The 19916-nt window shown below is 39.3% G+C and carries 14 protein-coding genes; 7 read left to right on the top strand and 7 right to left on the bottom strand.

Going from position 1 to position 19916, the window contains the following annotated elements:
• Positions 1–200: 200 nt before the first annotated feature.
• The 7 genes from EAE89_RS10490 to fur all read left to right on the top strand — a co-directional run bounded on the left by EAE89_RS10490 (position 201) and on the right by fur (position 9153).
• Positions 201–2306, top strand: a complete 2106-nt coding sequence (locus EAE89_RS10490) for a peptidase domain-containing ABC transporter (protein ID WP_214085774.1) — start codon at positions 201–203, stop codon at positions 2304–2306.
• Positions 2299–3654: an HlyD family type I secretion periplasmic adaptor subunit gene (locus tag EAE89_RS10485; RefSeq protein ID WP_054476745.1), complete on the top strand. Its 1356-nt coding sequence runs from the start codon at positions 2299–2301 to the stop codon at positions 3652–3654. Before EAE89_RS10490 ends, EAE89_RS10485 begins: the two co-directional genes overlap by 8 nt.
• A 2-nt stretch (positions 3655–3656) precedes the next feature.
• The gene (locus tag EAE89_RS10480; protein ID WP_214085773.1) at positions 3657–5804 is read left to right on the top strand and encodes a type I secretion system permease/ATPase; all 2148 of its coding nucleotides are present in this window, start codon (positions 3657–3659) and stop codon (positions 5802–5804) included.
• Positions 5805–6121: 317 nt separating this feature from the next.
• A complete protein-coding gene (locus tag EAE89_RS10475) occupies positions 6122–7090 on the top strand; it encodes a GlxA family transcriptional regulator (protein ID WP_054476742.1) in 969 nt (322 codons plus the stop codon).
• Between the two features lie 139 nt (positions 7091–7229).
• The gene (gene ybfE, locus EAE89_RS10470; protein ID WP_054476780.1) at positions 7230–7520 is read left to right on the top strand and encodes a LexA regulated protein; all 291 of its coding nucleotides are present in this window, start codon (positions 7230–7232) and stop codon (positions 7518–7520) included.
• A 171-nt stretch (positions 7521–7691) separates the two neighbouring features.
• On the top strand, positions 7692–8222 hold the full coding sequence (gene fldA / locus EAE89_RS10465; RefSeq protein WP_054476740.1) for a flavodoxin FldA: 531 nt from the start codon (positions 7692–7694) through the stop codon (positions 8220–8222).
• Positions 8223–8706: 484 nt separating this feature from the next.
• A complete protein-coding gene (gene fur / locus EAE89_RS10460; RefSeq protein WP_054476736.1) occupies positions 8707–9153 on the top strand; it encodes a ferric iron uptake transcriptional regulator in 447 nt (148 codons plus the stop codon).
• A gap of 74 nt (positions 9154–9227) precedes the next feature.
• Here fur and EAE89_RS10455 read toward each other — a convergent pair whose 3' ends face one another.
• The 7 genes from EAE89_RS10455 to EAE89_RS10425 form a co-directional block, all read right to left on the bottom strand.
• Positions 9228–11903 carry a beta-N-acetylhexosaminidase gene (locus tag EAE89_RS10455; RefSeq protein ID WP_054476735.1) on the bottom strand — a complete coding sequence of 892 codons (2676 nt, stop codon included), beginning with the start codon at positions 11901–11903 and terminating at the stop codon, positions 9228–9230.
• 825 nt (positions 11904–12728) lie between these two features.
• Positions 12729–14396 carry a glutamine--tRNA ligase gene (gene glnS / locus EAE89_RS10450; RefSeq protein WP_214085772.1) on the bottom strand — a complete coding sequence of 556 codons (1668 nt, stop codon included), beginning with the start codon at positions 14394–14396 and terminating at the stop codon, positions 12729–12731.
• Positions 14397–14684: 288 nt separating this feature from the next.
• Positions 14685–15641 (bottom strand): hypothetical protein, encoded by a 957-nt coding sequence (locus tag EAE89_RS10445; RefSeq protein ID WP_214085771.1) that lies wholly within the window; start codon positions 15639–15641, stop codon positions 14685–14687.
• 256 nt (positions 15642–15897) lie between these two features.
• Complete coding sequence (locus tag EAE89_RS10440; protein ID WP_214085770.1) at positions 15898–16113, bottom strand: hypothetical protein; 216 nt, start codon at positions 16111–16113, stop codon at positions 15898–15900.
• Positions 16114–16369: 256 nt separating this feature from the next.
• On the bottom strand, positions 16370–16645 hold the full coding sequence (locus EAE89_RS10435) for a plasmid pRiA4b ORF-3 family protein (RefSeq protein WP_339423195.1): 276 nt from the start codon (positions 16643–16645) through the stop codon (positions 16370–16372).
• A 136-nt stretch (positions 16646–16781) separates the two neighbouring features.
• On the bottom strand, positions 16782–18107 hold the full coding sequence (locus EAE89_RS10430) for an MATE family efflux transporter (RefSeq protein WP_214085769.1): 1326 nt from the start codon (positions 18105–18107) through the stop codon (positions 16782–16784).
• A gap of 34 nt (positions 18108–18141) precedes the next feature.
• Complete coding sequence (locus EAE89_RS10425; protein WP_214085768.1) at positions 18142–19209, bottom strand: nucleotidyltransferase domain-containing protein; 1068 nt, start codon at positions 19207–19209, stop codon at positions 18142–18144.
• Positions 19210–19916: the final 707 nt, after the last annotated feature.

Genomic DNA, 19916 nt, shown 5'->3' with positions numbered 1-19916 from the left:
ATATAGAGCAAAAATTCAAAGACAATATTTATATATCAGAAAGTCTTTTTACCCCCCATACATAGTCCTATTTACCTACACACCGTTACCAGCAACAAATATAAGATAATAAAGTGACAATTAAATGAAAACATAACAAACAGGCAACATAATGCTCTGTTCTTATTAATACTCTATGCAAATTCTAAAGATGTTTTTTCATGAATGAGATTGAAAAATTAACCATATCATCATTAAAGTTAATATTGATGATATGTAATGGAAAAAACAATACTATTGATATTGATAATCTAAAAGACGCGAGTTGTTACCAATCTTATATAAGAGATATAGAGAAAAAATTTAACTTATCTCTTGCAAATAAGACGTCTGTAAGAAAAAAACACAATGACATACCATTACCAGCAATCTTGTTTGATAATAATGGCCTACCTTTTGTTTTAGCCAAATCGGATAAAGAAAGCTCACTCATTCAGAAGGTGAATAAAGAAACCCCAGAAATATGGTCTGCTAAAAAACTGACGGAAGAATGGAATGGAAAATGGATTAAGATAAAACAAAAACAATCAAAATTTGATATTAGTTGGTTTATTCCAGAGTTTATGGCACAAAAGAAAAACTTGGGTGAAATATTGCTATTTTCTTTTGTACTACAAGTTCTTGCACTCATTTCTCCCTTAGTCATTCAAGTGGTTATGGATAAGGTATTAATCCATCAGGCGTTATCGACCCTTGATGTATTAATCTTTGGCTTAATTATCGCCGGAATCATAGAGGTGATGTTAAGGGGATTGCGCGAATACCAATACGCTCATACCGCAAACCGTATCGATATCAAACTGGGATTAAAGCTGGTCCGGCATCTGTTCGGGCTACCTTTGCTCTTTTTTAAATCCCGTCAGGTAGGGGCAATTGTCACACGGGTGCGCGAACTGGATACTGTCAGGGAATTTCTGACCGGTTCAATGTTCACCTTATCCGTCGATGTGCTGTTTATGTTTGTTTTCATCTATGTGATGAGCCTGTTATCCAGCACGCTGACCTGGGTTTTTATCGCCACAATTCCTTTTTATGCCATTCTGGCATGGTGGCTGACGCCTAGCATGGAAAAAGCCGTTGAAGAACAATTCACTCATGCAGCAATCAATACTTCTTTTCTGACGGAAACCGTTTCCGGTTCCGAAACCCTTAAAAGCCTGGCAGTAGAACCGAGATTTGTTCGCCGCTGGGATAGCCAAACTGAGAAGATGATTAATACCAGTTATGCAGTACAGCAACTTGGTAATCGTTCAAACCATATTGTTATGCTACTGCAAAAAGTTACCAATGCCGCGATTCTCTGGTTAGGTGCATCAGAAGTTTTATCACTACAAATGACCATTGGTCAGTTAATCGCTTTTAATATGATGGTAAACCATACTTCCCAACCATTAGCCAGGCTGGTAGAGCTTTGGGGGCAATTTATCAGAACGCGGGTAGCCGTAGATAAATTAGGCGATATGTTAAACCTACCAACCGAGCAGCAATCCGGCCAACAGCCCATCACTCTGCAAGGGGCGGTCTCATTTAACAATGTTGTCTTTCGTTATCAACCCGATATTCCTCCCACCATTAAAGGATTTAATCTTGATATAAGCGCTGGAGAAACCATTGGTATCGTAGGCACTTCCGGCTCAGGCAAAAGCACGTTAGCACGTTTATTACTCCGCCTTTACTCACCGGAAACAGGCGCGATCACCTTAGATGGAATTCCATTGCAAAATATAGGTATCGAAACACTCAGGCAACAAGTTGGAGTGGTTCTGCAAGAAAATTTCTTATTTAACAAAACAGTATATGAAAATATTGCTCAATCAAAACCCGATGCCAGCCTGGAATCAGTGATTAAAGTCGCCAAACTAGCGGGCGCTCATGAATTCATTCTCAGACTGCCGATGGGATATGACACAATCATAGCAGAAGGAGGGCAATCTCTATCCGGCGGTCAGCGTCAGAGGCTTGCCATTGCTCGGACCATACTTGCAGGCTCCAAAATTCTCATTCTCGATGAAGCAACCAGTGCGCTTGATGATGAGTCACAATCACTCATTCAATCAAATATGGCAGAAATTGCACAGAGCAGAACCGTCATCACTATCGCACATCGGCTTTCAACTGTGCGTCATTGTGATCGCATCATTGTTCTTAATCAGGGGGAAATTATTGAACAAGGCTCGCATGAGCAACTACTTAAGCACGGCAAGCAGTACCGGAAGCTCTGGCAACTGCAACAGGAATTGAAACAGGAGGTGCCTTATCATGCTTAAGGCGTTTAAGGATAAAATTAAAACCCGGTTGGGCTTTTGCCCACAGCACTATGATTTCTTGCCAACACATTTAGCATTATCTCAGCGTCCTCCTTCACCTTTTGCCCGCTACACCGCAATCATGCTTAGTGTAGGCATCATCATAGCGCTGCTCTGGGCATATCTGGGTAAATTGGATGTTCAGGCAACAGCAACTGGCCGCCTGATTGTCTCCGGCCGCTCTCAGATAATTCAAGCGTATGAACAAAGCCGAGTGACAGCTATCCATGTTCAGAACGGACAGCAGGTGATTAAAGATACACCACTCCTGACATTAGATACACTTGGCGTTAATCAAGATATCGCCAGATTACTCAAGCAGATTGAATATCAAGTCCATGAAAAGATTCGTTATCAAGCTTTGACTGAGGAACAAGAACCAGCAGAACAGGAACTGTTTCAAACATTGCCAATATCTCAACAAACACAAATTATTGAAAACTATTCCCGTGAGAAAAGAGAATATGAAGCGGGCATAACAAATCTGAAAGCAGAGATGAACGTCAATCTCGCTTCTCAACAAGCACGAAAAAGTGACATTAATGCGCTCACTAAGCTTAGGCAGAATATTAGCCAGCGTTTAAAGGCACGCCAAACCTTAAGTGAGAAACAAGTGATCAGTAAAGTTGAATATCTTGAACAGGAAAAAGAGTTCCTGGAAACAGAACGTCTGATTGCTCAGCAAAGTGCCGAACTTAATGTTCTGCAATCACAATATATTAACCTTGAAAAACGACTAAACAGCCTGAAAACACAAAAAGAACGCGAATGGTTTGATAAAAGAAAACAGGCCGAAGTTCAATTGGTCGTCTTAGAACAAGAACTTTCAAAAGCTCAGGTACGGGAACAACTCGAAGTCATTCGCTCCCCCGTCACAGGAACTGTGCAACAACTCAGTGTGCATACTTTAGGTGCGGTACTGCAACCGGCACAAAACTTAATGGTAATTGTACCTGATGACGATGTACAACTGGCAGAAGTGCAAATTTTAAACAAAGATGCTGGGTTTGTTTATCCCGGACAGCAGGTCACCGTTAAGGTAGACGCCTTCCCCTACACACGTTATGGCACTATCGACGGCGAATTGATGAGCATATCCAGAGATTCAACCACTGATGAACAATTAGGGCTGGTCTTTCCTGCTCAGGTAAGCCTTAAAAGTAGTCATATTGTCATAGACAATACCAGTGTTGAAATTACCCCGGGTATGTCAATTGTCGCAGAAATCAAAACTGATCAACGCCGCGTTATCGATTATCTCCTGAGTCCTATCAGAGAGTATCAGTCTGAAGCATTGAGGGAGAAATAATCGTGAACGTATTGCTATCTTCTACTACCAGTTCCAACGATTACGCCCATAATAATCAGGCGCTGGATTGCATCGTCTATGTGGGGAAACAATTTCATAAATCAGCCACAGTCGATCAACTTCAACACAGCCTTGGTTTTGATTCTCTCTATCTGAGTGATTTACAACTACGTGAAGCCGCCGACACCATCGGACTGCACAGTAAAATTGAACGCTTAACTGCCAATACCGGACCAACTTTGCCCTTACCCGCATTGATCGAACTGGAGCAACAGTGGTGGGTGCTTATTGAAATCAATAACGCCAATATGACAGTTCTCGATCCTGTTACTGAGCAAATACGGTTACTCTCTTTACCCGATGATACCAAAGAAAATTTATATAAAATTCTTTTGATCGCAGATCAGGAATTAATTAAAAAGCATATCAAATTCAGCTTGAGTTGGTTTTATCCCTCAATTTTCCGGCAGAAAAATCAAATAAGAGATCTGTTTTTATTTGCTATTGTTCTTCAACTCTTTGCACTGATCAGCCCAATTCTGTTTGAGAACATCATTGATAAGGTGTTGGTAGGACGAAGTTTATCCAGTCTTCATGTATTAGGTATGGCTATGCTCGCCATTGCCCTTGCAGAACCTTTATATAGCTTTATGCGCAATACTGTCTTTGGGCATATGGCAAGCCAGATAAATTCTGAACTATCCGGGAGATTATATCGTCATCTGACAGGTTTACCGTTGCAATATTTTAAACAACGACAAACAGGGCAGATCATTGCCAGAGTCAGAGAAATGTCACAAATCCGCCAGTTCTTGACCGGTTCTACTTTGATGCTGTTACTGGATCTCATCTTTGTCATCATGTTTATTGGCATTATGTTTTATTATGCCTGGATACTGACCTGGATTGTCATTGGTTCACTCTTCGTTTATTTCGTACTCTGGATAATTGCCGGACCGGTTATTCGTCGCAAGGTAGAAGCAGAATATGAAAGTGATGCCAATGCAACAAGTTTTCTGACTGAAGCCGTCACAGGGATTGAAACCATTAAAACAACCGCCACTGAAAACCGTTTTTTACATCAGTGGCAACGCATTCTCAGCCAACAGTTAACGAAAAGCTTCGCAGCACAGAAAAGTGGTCTAATCGCCGGACAGGGAATCGATTTTGTCCAAAAATTTACCGCAGCCATCCTCTTATGGTGGGGAGTAACCGAAGTCTTACGTGGTGAACTGACCCCTGGGCAGCTCATTGCTTTTAATATGCTTGCCGGACATGTCACCCAACCTATCCTCCGGCTCGCACAAGTTTGGCAGGATTTTCAACATACATTAATCGCCCTGAAACGTGTGGGTGATATTCTTGATGAGCCGATGGAAAACAGTAAACAGGGGCTGGCTTCCGTACCTGAGCTGGAAGGCCAGATTGAATTCAGAAATATCCGTTTCCGCTATCATGATGACACGCCGGAAGTGCTGGCAAACCTTTCGTTATCCATAAAATCCGGCGAATTTATTGGTATAACAGGGCCATCTGGTTCAGGTAAAAGTACTCTTACCCGTTTGTTACAAAGACTCTATGTACCTCAACATGGGCAAGTTCTGGTCGATGGTATGGATTTAGCCATTGCTGATCCCGTCTCTTTACGCCGCAATATGAGTGTTGTACTCCAGGAAAGTATTTTGTTTTCCGGTAGCATCACCGATAACATCCGGCTATGTAAACCCAACGCAACCGATGAAGAAGTCTATCGAGCAGCTGAGTTATCCGGTGCTATTGAATTTATTCAATCTCTTCCTCACGGTTTTGCACATCCAGTCGGAGAAAAGGGTTCAAATCTCTCTGGCGGTCAAAGACAGAGAATCGCATTGGCAAGGGCACTTCTCGTCAACCCAACTATTCTGATCCTCGATGAAGCTACCTCCGCACTAGACTATGAATCCGAAGCGGCAATCATGGCAAATATGGATGAAATATGCCGCAATAGAACAGTCATTAGCATAGCTCACAGACTCAATACCATTCGCCATGCCGATAAAATTTGTGTGTTAGATCAGGGACAAATCGTCGAATTTGCTTCACATGACCAACTGCTTCAGCAAGGAGGTTTATACGCTCATTTATGGAATCAGCAAGTTGGCAAAAGCTAAGTTGTAACAATCCAGCTTAATTTCCAACAAGAAATATACCCTATGGATTTCAAGATGCATCGCGGCGGCAAGGGAACGAATCCCCGAGAGCATAGATAACTATGTGACCGGGGTGAGTGAGTGCAGCCAACAAAGAAGCAACTGGAAAGATGACGGGTATAGATGAATTTTGGCCCAAACTGTATCTATTTCTATACTATTTGTTTCAAAAAACAATAGAATGTAACTAAATCATTTAAATTGTAACAGTCAGTTATTAATATATTAGGTAAATCAAATACCTTTATACCTCTTAATTTTTAAGTTGGAGAATTCTTATGGACAGGAATCCAGTTTCTTTAAGCGCTTTAGTATTTTCAGGAGGATCTCTGACTTCTATTACCGGCCCGATAGAAATCCTAACCACTGCCGCTCATTTAGCCGGAGCACCAGAGCCAGAAATAAATATCGTCACACCGGATAATCAAGATGCTGTTGGGCTGGGAGGAGTACGGTTAAAACCCAATAAACTTATCGGAGAAATTAAACAAACAGATATTGTGCTCGTTGGTTCAATTGGAATCCCCTACAACAACTTGGATTCTTGTACCCAGGAAACCTTAGATTGGCTTCAAATGATGGAAGAAAAAAATATTCCTATTGTTTCTATTTGCTCTGGCTCCTTTGTCCTGGCTAAAGCTAATTTGCTCAATAATCGCAAAGCCACCACACACTGGCTGCTTACCAACTTATTTAAGGATATGTTTCCGCAAGTGCAGTTACATTCGGAAATAAAAGTCACCAGCGATAACAATATTTTCTGTACTTCCGGCACCTATGAATACAATGATGTAATGATGCACATTGTCGAGCAGATATATGGTCAAAATACCAGAGAAACCTGTAGCCAACTAATATTTGGTGATATGGAAGGCGCTCCTCCACATACTCTGGCAAGTTTTGTACCCTACCGCCAACATTCAGACACGCTAATCCACAAGCTACAGGATTGGATGCATTCCTCCCCATCAGACATATTATCTGTTGGCGATTTAGCAAACAAAATTCACCTGTGCGAAAGGCAAATGAAGCGACGTTTTAAAACCGCGACCGGCCAGACACCGATTCAATATATCCAGCAAATCCGGTTATCTCTGGCGAAATGCCGGTTAGAAAAATCAAATAAAACCATAGAAGAGATTAGTCATGAAGTTGGCTATGAAGATACTCGCTATTTTAGAGAGTTATTTAAGAAACTTAATGGGTTAACACCGATAGAATACCGTAGAAAATACCAGTACCGCTAAAGCGGGTACTCATTGACAATCTTTTGCAGATAAACAATTACACTGCTTTTTATCTTTGTCAGGCAGTAGCGATACATTGGAAGCTGGGGTATCATGGCGTGCTATATTTTATGGTATACGCCCTTTATTAATTGAATTTATGGCAAAAGAACAAATGGACCGCACCACTCTGGATTTGTTCGCAAATGAACGCAGACCGGGGCGCCCAAAAACCAACCCACTTTCCAGGGATGAACAGCTTAAAGTCAATAAACGTAATCAGCTTCGCCGTGATAAGGTACGAGGCTTGCGTCGTGTGGAGCTGAAAATAAATGCTGACGCAGTAGATGCACTGAACTTTCTTGCACAACAACGCAATATCAGCCGCAGTGAACTCATTGAGCAAATTCTGCTAGCCCAGTTAGCAGAAAGTGACATCACTGCATCATAGTATTGAAAGCACAGCACCACACAAATTTGACAGAATTGTCCTTGCTGTTTGGTCAAAATAGGACTTTATTTTTTTATTAATGCAATCAGAAACTTTCTGCTGATTTCGACATTTTATATACGTATATCTCAAACAGAAATACACAGATAAAACAAGAGGTTATATCATTTCATGGCAATTATAGGTATATTCTTTGGCAGCGATACTGGCAATACAGAAAATATTGCCAAAAAGATCCAGAAAATTCTGGGTTCTGACGTTGCTGAAGTCCATGATATTGCCAAAAGCAGCAAAGAAGATATCGAACAGTTCGATATTCTGCTGCTAGGCATCCCTACCTGGTACTACGGTGAAGCACAGTGTGACTGGGATGATTTCTTCCCGACTCTGGAAGAGATCAATTTTGACGGGAAATTGGTCGCCCTTTTTGGTTGTGGTGATCAAGAGGATTACGCAGAGTATTTCTGTGATGCCATGGGAACTATCCGTGACATTATTGAACCTCGCGGAGCCATCATCGTCGGTCACTGGCCAACCGAAGGTTATCACTTCGAGGAATCAAAAGGTCTGGCTGATGATAACCACTTCATCGGACTTGCTATCGATGAAGACCGCCAACCAGAGTTAACAGACGAACGAGTCAATTCCTGGACCAAACAGATCCGTGAAGAGATGAGTTTGTCAGAAATTCTTGGAGAATAATCGCCTACCTCAGTAGGCGTTTATTGGTGCTAACCATTCTTATCAATGGTGAACACGGACAGCGTGCAAAATTTGGAGTGTACACGCGTATTGGGGCACATTGCTTTTCTCACCCTGCGAGCCGCGCGCAGTTCTATCAAAAGCTATCGCTTTTGCCAGAACACAACACTGCCCAGATTCGCTTTTTATGATGAAGAATGGCAAATAAAATGACCGAATAGAATAGACCCAATAGATTTCAAGTTGCAGGGCGGCGGCAAGTGAACGCATCCAACAAAGCAGCATCTTGAAAGATGAAGGGTATAGACGGTAAAGCTATTCCAGCGTTTTACAAATGATTATTCTGGCAAAATGTGTAATGATAGTTATGGTTAACGTGGTTTTCATTTTCATTAGCCATGCCTATAATTATAATCTGATAACTAACTGGTACTTTTTGAAGTATCGCTACTTTCACTTTACTGAGTAACAGGACTGAATCCGCATGACCGACAACAATAAGGCATTAAAAGATGCTGGACTTAAAGTAACACTTCCTCGTCTGAAAATACTGGAAGTATTACAAGATCCTGAATACCACCACGTCAGTGCGGAAGATCTCTACAAGAAACTGATTGATAACAGTGAAGAGATTGGCCTTGCTACTGTCTATCGCGTGTTGAATCAGTTTGATGACGCCGGGATTGTCACCCGTCATAATTTCGAAGGTGGCAAATCGGTTTTTGAACTCACTCAACAACATCATCACGACCATTTAATCTGCTTGGATTGTGGTAGAGTCATTGAATTCAGTGACAAATATATCGAAAAACGCCAGAAGAATATTGCTGAACGTTATGGGATTAAACTCTCAAACCACAGCCTTTACCTATATGGTCACTGTTCTGCTGGTAATTGCCGCGAAGATAGTAGTGCACATGACGAGAAGTAATTCACTCCTGATCCGCTAACTTTTATCATAGAAAGGAACCCATCAGGGTTCCCTTCTTACTTGATATCACATAATCATGCCTTTACATTATCAATCCGGCTGTAACGTTTACCATCTGGGCTAACAGAACGGATTAACACATCACCTTTCACCTTCGGGCGTTTATGATTGTCATAAATTTTCCAACTATTACCGCCATCAGTTGAATACTGGATTACCAGCCCCGGCAGAGCAATATTGGCCCTCAGAACACCGTATTTTACTTTGGCCCCTGGAACCGGTAAGCGGTAAGCAATACCTGCTCTATCCAGTTTGACAAGTTCGCGTTGCCCTATCAGGTTAGCGAACCGTGTCCAGTCACGGTTAAGTGCATCAATATCGACTCTATATGTTTCACCTTTCTTATATTCCTTGCCTGGAACATAATCTTGTTCCCAACCAGCACGGTGCCACGCCCGCTCTGCCAGCGGTAACAAACGCGGAAAAAGCATATATTCCATCTGCTCATCAGTTCGAACTGTTTCACTCCATCCCTGACCTGAAAGCCCATAAGCGCCCGGCCATGGTTTATCACTTTTCGCACTAAAGACATTACCATCACGGTCAACGGAAGTTTCAGCATTTTGCGGCATATTATTTGGCGCAAAACTAAAAATCTTGGCTTCATCATTAAAACGGGTGGCCCAATAATATCCCCGCTCCTGCGGATGCACTTCATATGGCATATCCAAATAGACATAATCTGGGTTGGATACGATCACTTCATATCCTTTATTCGCCCAATCATTGATTGAATCAAAACCACCCCAGTAGAGAGCATCCCAGAAATTTACACCAACGCGTTTGGTTGCAAAATCTTTAACGCTAGTAGCATGCTTTAATCCATCCTGCCACGCCTGCATCCTGTCGATACCATTGGCATTCACAATCTTACTTACTTCAATTGCGAAATAACTAGCAAGATGCTCAACATCTTTCACAATGCCTTGTTCTACCATCTTCTGGCAAACTTGAGATTTAGCCCATGGCTTATCTTCTATACTCTTATCGATGATACCTTTACCCGGTTCTATAGGACCATTTTTATCCTGAAAACCATCTCCCAAACGGATATTCTTCGCTTCATCACCGCCGAAATGCCAGGTTTCCAATGGTAAGCCAGCTGTTCTATGCATAGCAGCAACTTCACTAATGATTTTCTCAACAAATCGTTTTGAAGAATCCATACATGGGTTTAAATAACTACGACGATCATAGAGTTGAACGGATGTTGCCCGGGTCGTATCAGTTGGGTCCAGCAAGCGATATTCATTCGCCCCTTTTACATTCCCCTGAGCCATCAACTTGTTATAGCGAGCTTCCATAGAAACCACTGCGGCACGGGCATGAGCCGGCATATCAATTTCAGGAATAACTTCAATATAACGGGCTTTGGCATATTTCAGAATATCAATGTAGTCCTGACGACTGAAGAATCCGCTACCCATGTTGTTGTTATCAGGGCCAGAACCCAGTTGTGGTAACAAGCATTTGGTTTCACTCAAATCATGACAACGCTGACTACCCACTTCTGTCAACTCTGGCAATCCTGGGATTTCAAGACGCCAGCCTTCATCATCAGACAGATGGAAATGGAATTTATTCAGCTTGTAACTTGCCATTTGGTCAAGTAAACGCAAAACAGCCTGCTTACTGTGGAAATTACGTCCCACATCCAAGAGAGCACCACGATACTCAAAACGTGGAGCATCTTTTACCGTCAGAGTCGCAATCTTCCTGCTATCATCAGTAGGAATCAATGACAACAAAGACTGAAGACCGTAAAACACACCAGATTGGTCAAAAGCAACAATCTGGGCGCCATTCTGGGTAACATTCAGTCGGTAAGCACCTTTAACCTTCCAATCGTCAGTAAAATCTGAAGAAACAATCTGCGTCGCAACCAGATAGCCACCATTCTCTAATTTAATTCCCTGATCAGTAAAACGTTTTCTGACAAGAATAACCGCCTCGTCATTCAAACCACCTAGTTCCAGCCTGACACCTCTCGATAAATCGGCATCCTGTGCATAAATTTGAATCTCTCTTGGTGTCGGAATAATTTGCCCACGCAGATTTTCTGATCCTATTTTTTGGACCTGTAAATTCTTGGCATAACGATTCTCAGGGGTCATCAGAATATTGTTATCTGTTTTTATACGTTTCCACTGATCACCAGTGAAAGCAGATAAAAATTCTCTCAAATCTTCCGTATCCGTATTAACAAGTACTTTAGGTTTTGCATCACCTGACGTTGCATACCAACGGGGCAGAAAATCAGTGCTATAAATTTGCCAGTATTCTCCAGTAATAGGCAGTTTTATCTGCTGATTAGCTTTAATACCGGTGAATTTCTCAGTTGGTTCCAGTTTATGTAAGTCACCAGTGATGCGCGTGATTTTGAACTGCTCATTATCTACGTCCAGAACCTGGCGAATACTATGGAAATAAATCGCCCAGTCAGAAGAGTTAATCGCCTGATTACCATTTGTTAAAGTAATATCTACTCGGTTACAAGCGGCCCAATCTGCCCCCAGTACAGCACAATTAACACCATGACTTCCTGCCTGATTATCAATAACCTTATAATTAACTTTTAATTGACTCAGTGAATCAACCAACTGCTGCGCTGCATCCGTGGCATATGCAGACCCCATAAGTCCAACAGTTGCAGTTAATGCTGCTAGTGTACGCAATTTAAATTTCTTCATTGTTACCTCTTTCAAACGCAAAAGTTGTGTAAGGTAAGCCACCGCCCAGAAACGCTAAAGCAGCGACAAGGGACCCTATTAGAAGATAGTAAATGGCATGATGATGTTGAATTGAATCTCTCTTTCATTCGGAAAATATTGCTGAAACCACTATCACAATCTGGAAATATCCATGTGATTGTCATACATAGCGTAATCCAATTTAGACACCATACTTAACCATAAAATTAATTCCTTTTTAACTATACCCTTCATCTTTCAAGTTGCTGCTTTGTTGGCTGCACTCACTCACCCCGGTCACATAGTTATCTATGCTCTCGGGGATTCGCTCCCTTGCCGCCGCGCTGCAATTTGAAATCTATTGGGTATAAAACCAATCATGCAAAAAAATGTGAAATAAAATCCCAACTGAAAAAAACTTAAAACTATTTAATAAACATATATACAGATTATTTTTCTCATCATGAATTATCAATAATAAAAAATGTTTTTTTTGCATAACATGACAAAGAACACATTAATAAAAATACAATTAAAACTATATATGAAATTGATATTAAAATAAAAAATCATACAACACGGAAAATTTAATAATATAACAACCACATTAAAAAATAGCTTTTTCAATATAAATACTTTCCAACAAAAATAAATTCATAATTATTTATCAATGATAATTTTTTAGCAAAAATTCATTAACTTCAACTTATTTAATCTATTATAATGATGGATAATAAACTATAAAATCAAGAATAAGATAAAATTTATAAAATAAAAAAGCGTAACAATTAAATTGTCACGCTTTTTAAATACACCAGAATCTAATTAATCCTGAGAAATTTTTGCCCAAGTATCACGCAGGCCAACGGTACGGTTAAATACCAAATGTTCTGCACTAGAGTGGCCGCTATCAGCACAGAAATAACCTTCACGCTCAAACTGATAAGTCTCTTCTGACCTGGCATCAGCTAAACCTGGCTCCACAAATCCCTGACGAATTACCAGCGATTCAGGGTTAATAGCCGCCAGAAAATCATCTTCTGCGCCTGGGTTTGGCACACTGAACAGACGATCATACAAGCGGAATTCAGCAGGAACAGCATGAGTAGCACTAACCCAATGAATAACACCTTTCACTTTACGTCCGTCTGCCGGGTCTTTATTCAAAGTCTGCTCATCGTAACTGCAATAGATTGTCGTGATATTGCCGTCGGCATCTTTTTCAACACGTTCTGCTTTGATGATATAGGCATTACGCAAACGAACTTCTTTACCTAATACCAAACGCTTATATTGACGATTCGCTTCTTCACGGAAATCTGCCCGATCAATATAGATCTCACTGCTAAATGGCACTTCACGGCTACCCATCTCTGGTTTATTCGGATGATTAGGCATACTCAGAATCTGCCCTCCTTCTGGCCTATTTTCGATCACCAATTTAACTGGATCGAGAACAACCATAGCGCGAGGTGCATTTTCATTCAGATCATCCCGAATACAGGATTCCAATGCGGCCATTTCCACATTATTGTCCTGCTTGGTGACACCGATACGACGGCAGAATTCACGAATGGAAGAAGCCGTATAACCACGACGACGCAATCCTGAGATAGTTGGCATACGTGGGTCATCCCAACCTTCAACAATCTTGTCAGTCACCAGCAGATTCAATTTACGCTTGGACATAACAGTGTATTCAAGATTCAGACGCGAGAATTCATACTGACGCGGATGACAATCAATTGTGATATTATCCAGCACCCAATCGTACAGGCGACGGTTATCCTGAAATTCCAGCGTACACAGCGAATGTGTAATACCTTCCAGCGCATCAGAAATACAGTGAGTAAAATCATACATCGGATAGATGCACCATTTATTACCGGACTGATGATGCTCTGCAAATTTAATACGATACAGAACCGGATCACGCATCACAATAAAGGGTGACGCCATGTCAATTTTGGCACGTAAGCAAGCTTTGCCTTCGCCAAACTCACCGGCGCGCATTTTTTCAAACAGAGCCAGATTTTCTTCAATACTGCGGTCACGATACGGGCTGTTTTTACCTGGCTCTTTCAACGTACCACGATATTCACGGATATCTTCCGGACTCAATTCATCAACATAAGCCAGACCTTTATTGATCAATTCAATCGCATACTGATACAACGTATCAAAATAATTGGAAGAGTAACGAATATCACCACTCCACTCAAAACCTAACCACTGAACGTCATTTTTAATAGAATCGACATACTCAACATCTTCTTTAACTGGGTTGGTATCGTCAAAACGCAAATTGCACTGCCCCTGGTAATCCTTTGCAATGCCAAAGTTCAGACAGATAGATTTCGCATGACCAATATGCAGATAGCCATTTGGCTCAGGGGGGAAACGGGTATGTACGGATGTATGTTTACCAATTGCCAAATCTTCGTCAATAATCTGACGAATAAAGTTCGTCGGGCGGGCATCTGCCTCACTCATTGTTTTTACCTCAATAATGCCAAAAACACGTCACATAACCGCCTATAATCCAACAAGCAGTGATGAGAAACAACCGTTTGTTCATGCAAAATCGCGATTCAGAGCAAAATTGAAACGAAAAAGCAAGAAGGACAGCACTCTTCCCGTTACATACCTCCAACTTATATATTTCAATAAGTTTATATTCACCCAATACGTTGATTAATTCGTTTGCATGGTTGCGAATAGACTCCTTATCCCATTATTTGTGCTCCGCAAAAACCTTTACGAAGCACAAAAACAAATTTGTTAATGAACCACCACAACTTTGCCATCAACGATAGAGAGATAAGGATTATAGAAAAAAACATCGTCACCCTTTTCTAATTCTATCGGTGAAACTCTGTCGTAATCATATTCAAAACGAAATATTCGGTTGTTTTTGTAGGTATAAAATTCATATTTATCCCAGCTAATAGGAACAGCTTTATAACCTTTTTCAAAAAAACCTTTAAAATCCATAGAGTCCCACATAAAATCAGGCGAAGCACCTCTCTCTTTCCCCATTATTTCCCAGGCTGCTTTTGTCATTGACCGAATTTTTTTGAGGTCTTGCTGAGCAAAGGCTTGTTGTAATTCTTCATAAAATACTTTGACTTTGGGGATATCAGCTTTCGTAACAGGTGTGGCTTTTGTCCATTCCCAATCAGGTAAATCTTCTGCGTAAAAATCTTTAGTGGCTTCTCTTGTGTCATCTTCGTAGTGACGTTCCGTCTTACCAAAAGCATTTACTGGAGGTGGATAGAAATCTTTATCTACAGTAACATTTCCATTCTTGTCCACAATTAGCTTGATACCGGTAACCGTTTGTTCTTCGCCAAATTGATTAATTGTTTTTAGAAGCACCGAACACCACATATCAGGAGTCGGTTTCTTCTCTGGTTCACCCCATAGTGCATTATGCATAGATACCGTCAGGGTATTTTTACCGTTTTCCAGAATAGAGCTGATGGTTTGTCCTGCTGAGTAATTACCTCCAACAGAATCACCACTATCCATCACCAAAATATCGTTAACTTTAGCCAAACAAAAAGCCGCATTGGTATTAAAATTAATGGTGTAATTAACTTTCATTGTTTCCACAGCCTGAGAGCAAGAAATGATATTTGCACATATGCCAAACATTAGCGCTAATTTTTTAATCCAAAGACCAACGCCATGTCGATTCTTTTTTGGATAGTGCCGGGTAAATAGTCCATTTTTCATTTTTTAATTTAGCCTCCTCACTTTTTTTGGACGTAGTAGTTTTATTACCTATTCCTGGTTTAACCTTTTTTTATCAGTTTTACCCACTTGAACAACATAATAAAGTTGTTTAAATGTAAATCGAATAATCGCCAATCCGTTTTCATCAAAGGCATAACCAACAGAGAGCATAAAAAACCTTGGGGCATTTATGTGGCAAAGCAGCTAAAGAAGCCACTTTAACGTATACCTTTATGGATACCGATCATCCTACCCGCTACAGCCCTATGACGATGGGTTCCATTTCCGGTGCATCAAGGTTAAGCCGGCTTAATTGGCGATTAACCTTTCGGCGGTTGAATCGGACAGTATCCAGTTCATCTATCAATGGGCGGATTTTTCTGACGTGTGTTGTGTCATCAGCATGAATAATTGCATTGAGTAATGCCAGTGTTTTCGTCGCTTCATCCTCTGACGCAGGGCGGGATCTCACATTTTCTATATGGTTATTGTGGATAAAAACAACCCTCTACTAGCTCAATAAATGTTCATGCCAGATATCAAAACCTATCAATAAAATCGTATTGAATGTGAGAAATTATCAATATCTGCGAAATGTATAATTTTTACGCAAAGTAGAATCCCGCCCTGTCCTCTGACGTGGCACCGGGCATTCTGTTTCCGACCAGACAAAAAGGGGACTTCAGGCGAGAGTTTTCGAGAACCGTTTCAATATGGATATCGTGAAGCTAGGGCTCGAAAAAGTTGTACTCGTAGGTAAAGTGGTCACCGGCATCAAATTCAAAATCATCCAGTGTAATTTTGTAGGGATTATCTGAAAACCCGATCCCACCCTCGTAGGAAATACCGTAATTTTTGCCATAAATACGGAATTGATGCAGATGGTCATCCTGCCATCCTTGCGCGATCTGAATGATATAGTGCAAAGCCGCTAAAGACGTTTCGCCTGACAATCTGAATCGGCGCCAGACCATTGGACTGATACCTCGAAGGGCGATTTTCACAATATAAGTTTTCATGGTGAGGTGTTTGATAGAATGATGTTCCTTTGCTCATTCTATCGCCGATTTAACACCGTGCCCCGCAGATTTTTATGCTCTCTACCAGACCATCATGCTGTTTAAACCCCCTTCCAAAACGTCAACAGCCTCTAGTCAATTTAACATCATCAATCCATGACAAATTTTTCAACCTAACATGCAAAAAGATAACTTTGAGTAATTCTTCAACAGTTAGCATAGCCAAAATTGAAATATAAGTACAGTTTAGGTGTATTATAAGAATAGTTGAAATTGGTATGGATACTAACCATTGGCAGATAAAATTCAACTTTAGGTTATTTTTCGTATCACCGCAATTTTGAAGTATAGTTAGATAATATACAGATATGCATTTTAGCAAAAAAATCAATGGGAAAAACAATAGATATGTAAAATCATATCTTACATTATAATATATTGAAAAATAATAAAGCACTATAAAGAAAGTCACGCTAGTTACCAATGAATATAAGTAAACTGATAACTTCTGCTTTTTTAAATATCTATCTAGCTCAGCTATGCTATATCCATATCCTAGTCTTCTAGCAACTAATATCCCAGATGAAGTAGCTACTCCCCAAGATATTGCTAAGAATGCGGATTCTATGGAGGAAATAACAGAGTGTAGAGCTATATAATCAACTCCTAGTTTTCCAATGAGAAACTGATACGTAGCGATTCCAAGCGACCATATTATATTGGTTAATAAAATAGGTAGAAACTTTGAAAAATAATCAACAACTAGTGGCTTAAAAGAATTTAAATATATTGTACTTATAAAATACTTATAGGTGTAAATTTTTACTAATATATAAGAACCAACAATTGTTCTGATTATTCTAGCTATTGTTGTTGATAAAGCTGCACCTATGATACCCATCTCAGGAAATGATAAATTTCCATATATCATAACCCAGTTTAAGAAAACCGCAATTATGACCTCTAGAATGGTTATTTTTGTTGATATGGATGGTTTTTTATGACACCTATTGATTGTGTCAATAATTAGTGATAGTGAACTAAATAAATATAAAGGTGAAGTGTATTTTAAATAAGTTGAACAAAGAAGCGAGACTTCTAAATTATCGGTAAAAATAGAAGATACATGATAAGAAAACAATGCCTGAATAATAGACTGTATTGTAGATACTGTTAATAAAAACAATAGAGATATTTGTATTATTGAAGTTTGGCTTTTTACATTTCCCGAACCAACATAATTCGATAAAAATATAGATAAAGTGGCAGTTAACGATATGAGCAATGTAATGTTTAGCCATGTTACTTTAGCCGCAATTCCAATTGCGGCGACATTGGCCTCCCCTAGCTTAGATACCATAAAAATATCGATATAACCTAAGCAAGAGAAAACCAAACTCTGAATTGAAATGGGGATGGCTAGTCTTAATATTTCACTAATCTTCATAGTTTTATACTATAAACTTAGAGTATGTCTATCACTATTTTACAAGTAGAATAGATTCACTGACTGAGTTTAACTTTATCTTATTTATCTCATTGTTTTGAGTGTATACTTCTTGGAAGTTATATTTTGAATAATTTATTCTTTCCAGAAGTTTAATTAAATTATTGTCATTGTATAAAATGGACGAATAGAGTATTGAGAAAGAGAATGCTTTTTCAACACCCAACTCATTCACTCTAGATATAATGTCATCATTATCTATTTTTTTTGACAAAAAGTAGTAATACTCTCTAACATCACAAAATTTTATTAAATTGATATCTTGAGCAAAATTTTCCCATGCTTCGTTTGAAGCCTCCTTATATAAATGAGTGCATAAATGGATAAAAAAATCAATATTGGATAATGTTTTTTTGTTATTTAGAATAGAATCAGTTGATAGAATTTTTTCATTAATGTCTTTATTGTCAGAAAATGATAGTCCAAAAGTAAAATCTATAGATATAATATCAACAGTGGGTTCTGAGTGGATTTTACAAAATGGTGGAAGGTTAAACATCTTTACTTTCCACATTAATTTGTCTTCACGACTAAGTTCAGTTAACGTTTTGTCATTAACATTATACTCTCCTTGAATATAACCTAAATTATTCATAATTTTTGGCAATCTTTTTAAGTCATTTTTGCTAACAAAAAAATCTAAGTCGTTTAGTGTTCGTGTACCATAGTCGGTATATATCAAATCCAACAAAACAGAGCCTTTTAGAGGCCTTATATCAATTCCTTCCTCCTTAAATGCCGTTAAAATAGTAATCAATTCATCCATAAGCACCTGATTTCTCTTGGTTGTTGCTAAATAAATATATTTTATAGCACTTGCTACTCTATAAGGCACTAGATGGAGTAATTTCATTTCAGACAGAGATTTATAGACGATGCCTACAATTTTTTGCCTATTGACTACTGAAAGGAACCGATCCCAAGGAAATTCCGTACGATTCATAATATCAATCAATTGACTTTTATTCACATTTTCATAATCAGTTCTACATAAGGAAGTTAATGTGTATAAAATTTTTGAATTTGTAACTGTAGTATTCATATCATATACCTCTTTATTTAATAATTACTGTATATATCTGACATCTCTTAAGGTAGGACCCGCTTAGATCGACGATGCTAGAATTTTTAACTTTTTCTACTGAATAAATCACAAAAAATTTATTACATTTAGAGCTCTGCCTAAGTTTATCGATTATCGAGAATTGTTCAGTGAGTCGAACATCAAGAGAGGGTAGTGTTTTTTCGTTCTGCCCTCCAGGTGTACTGGTTTCTTTTTCCGTTTCCGAGTTCCTCTGGCGCTACCTTTTTTTATTTCACGTTTAAATACGCCGAGTATGCTCTTGTCATAACGTCACCTATTTATCTATGAAGCGGATTCGAATACCTCCATTATATCCATTATATAGGTCGCCAAATTCATATGCACTACACAACCAATTCTCTTGGAAAGAGACTGTTTCTTAGATTACTTAGATTACTTAGATTACTTAGATTACTTAGATTACTTAGATTACTTAGATGGGCAAGATATTGAAAAGAGAATAAATCATATATGTGACTGGTTTCACATTATTGTTATTTCCTATGGTTCAATTTTAATAAATTATTCTAAAGTGTTGAGAATGATGTTAATTGTAGTGTTGATCATGTTAAAGAGGGGGTTCATATTGATGGGAATATTAAATTTATAAGGTTAACGATATCTCTAGTTATTAATATTGTTAGATAACTATGATCTATAACTTT

The sequence above is a fragment of the Photorhabdus heterorhabditis genome (assembly GCF_018448905.1).
Taxonomy (GTDB): Bacteria; Pseudomonadota; Gammaproteobacteria; order Enterobacterales; family Enterobacteriaceae; genus Photorhabdus; species Photorhabdus heterorhabditis.
The sequence above is the reverse complement of the archived record's forward strand: the minus strand, read 5'-3'. Positions and strand labels throughout refer to the sequence as shown.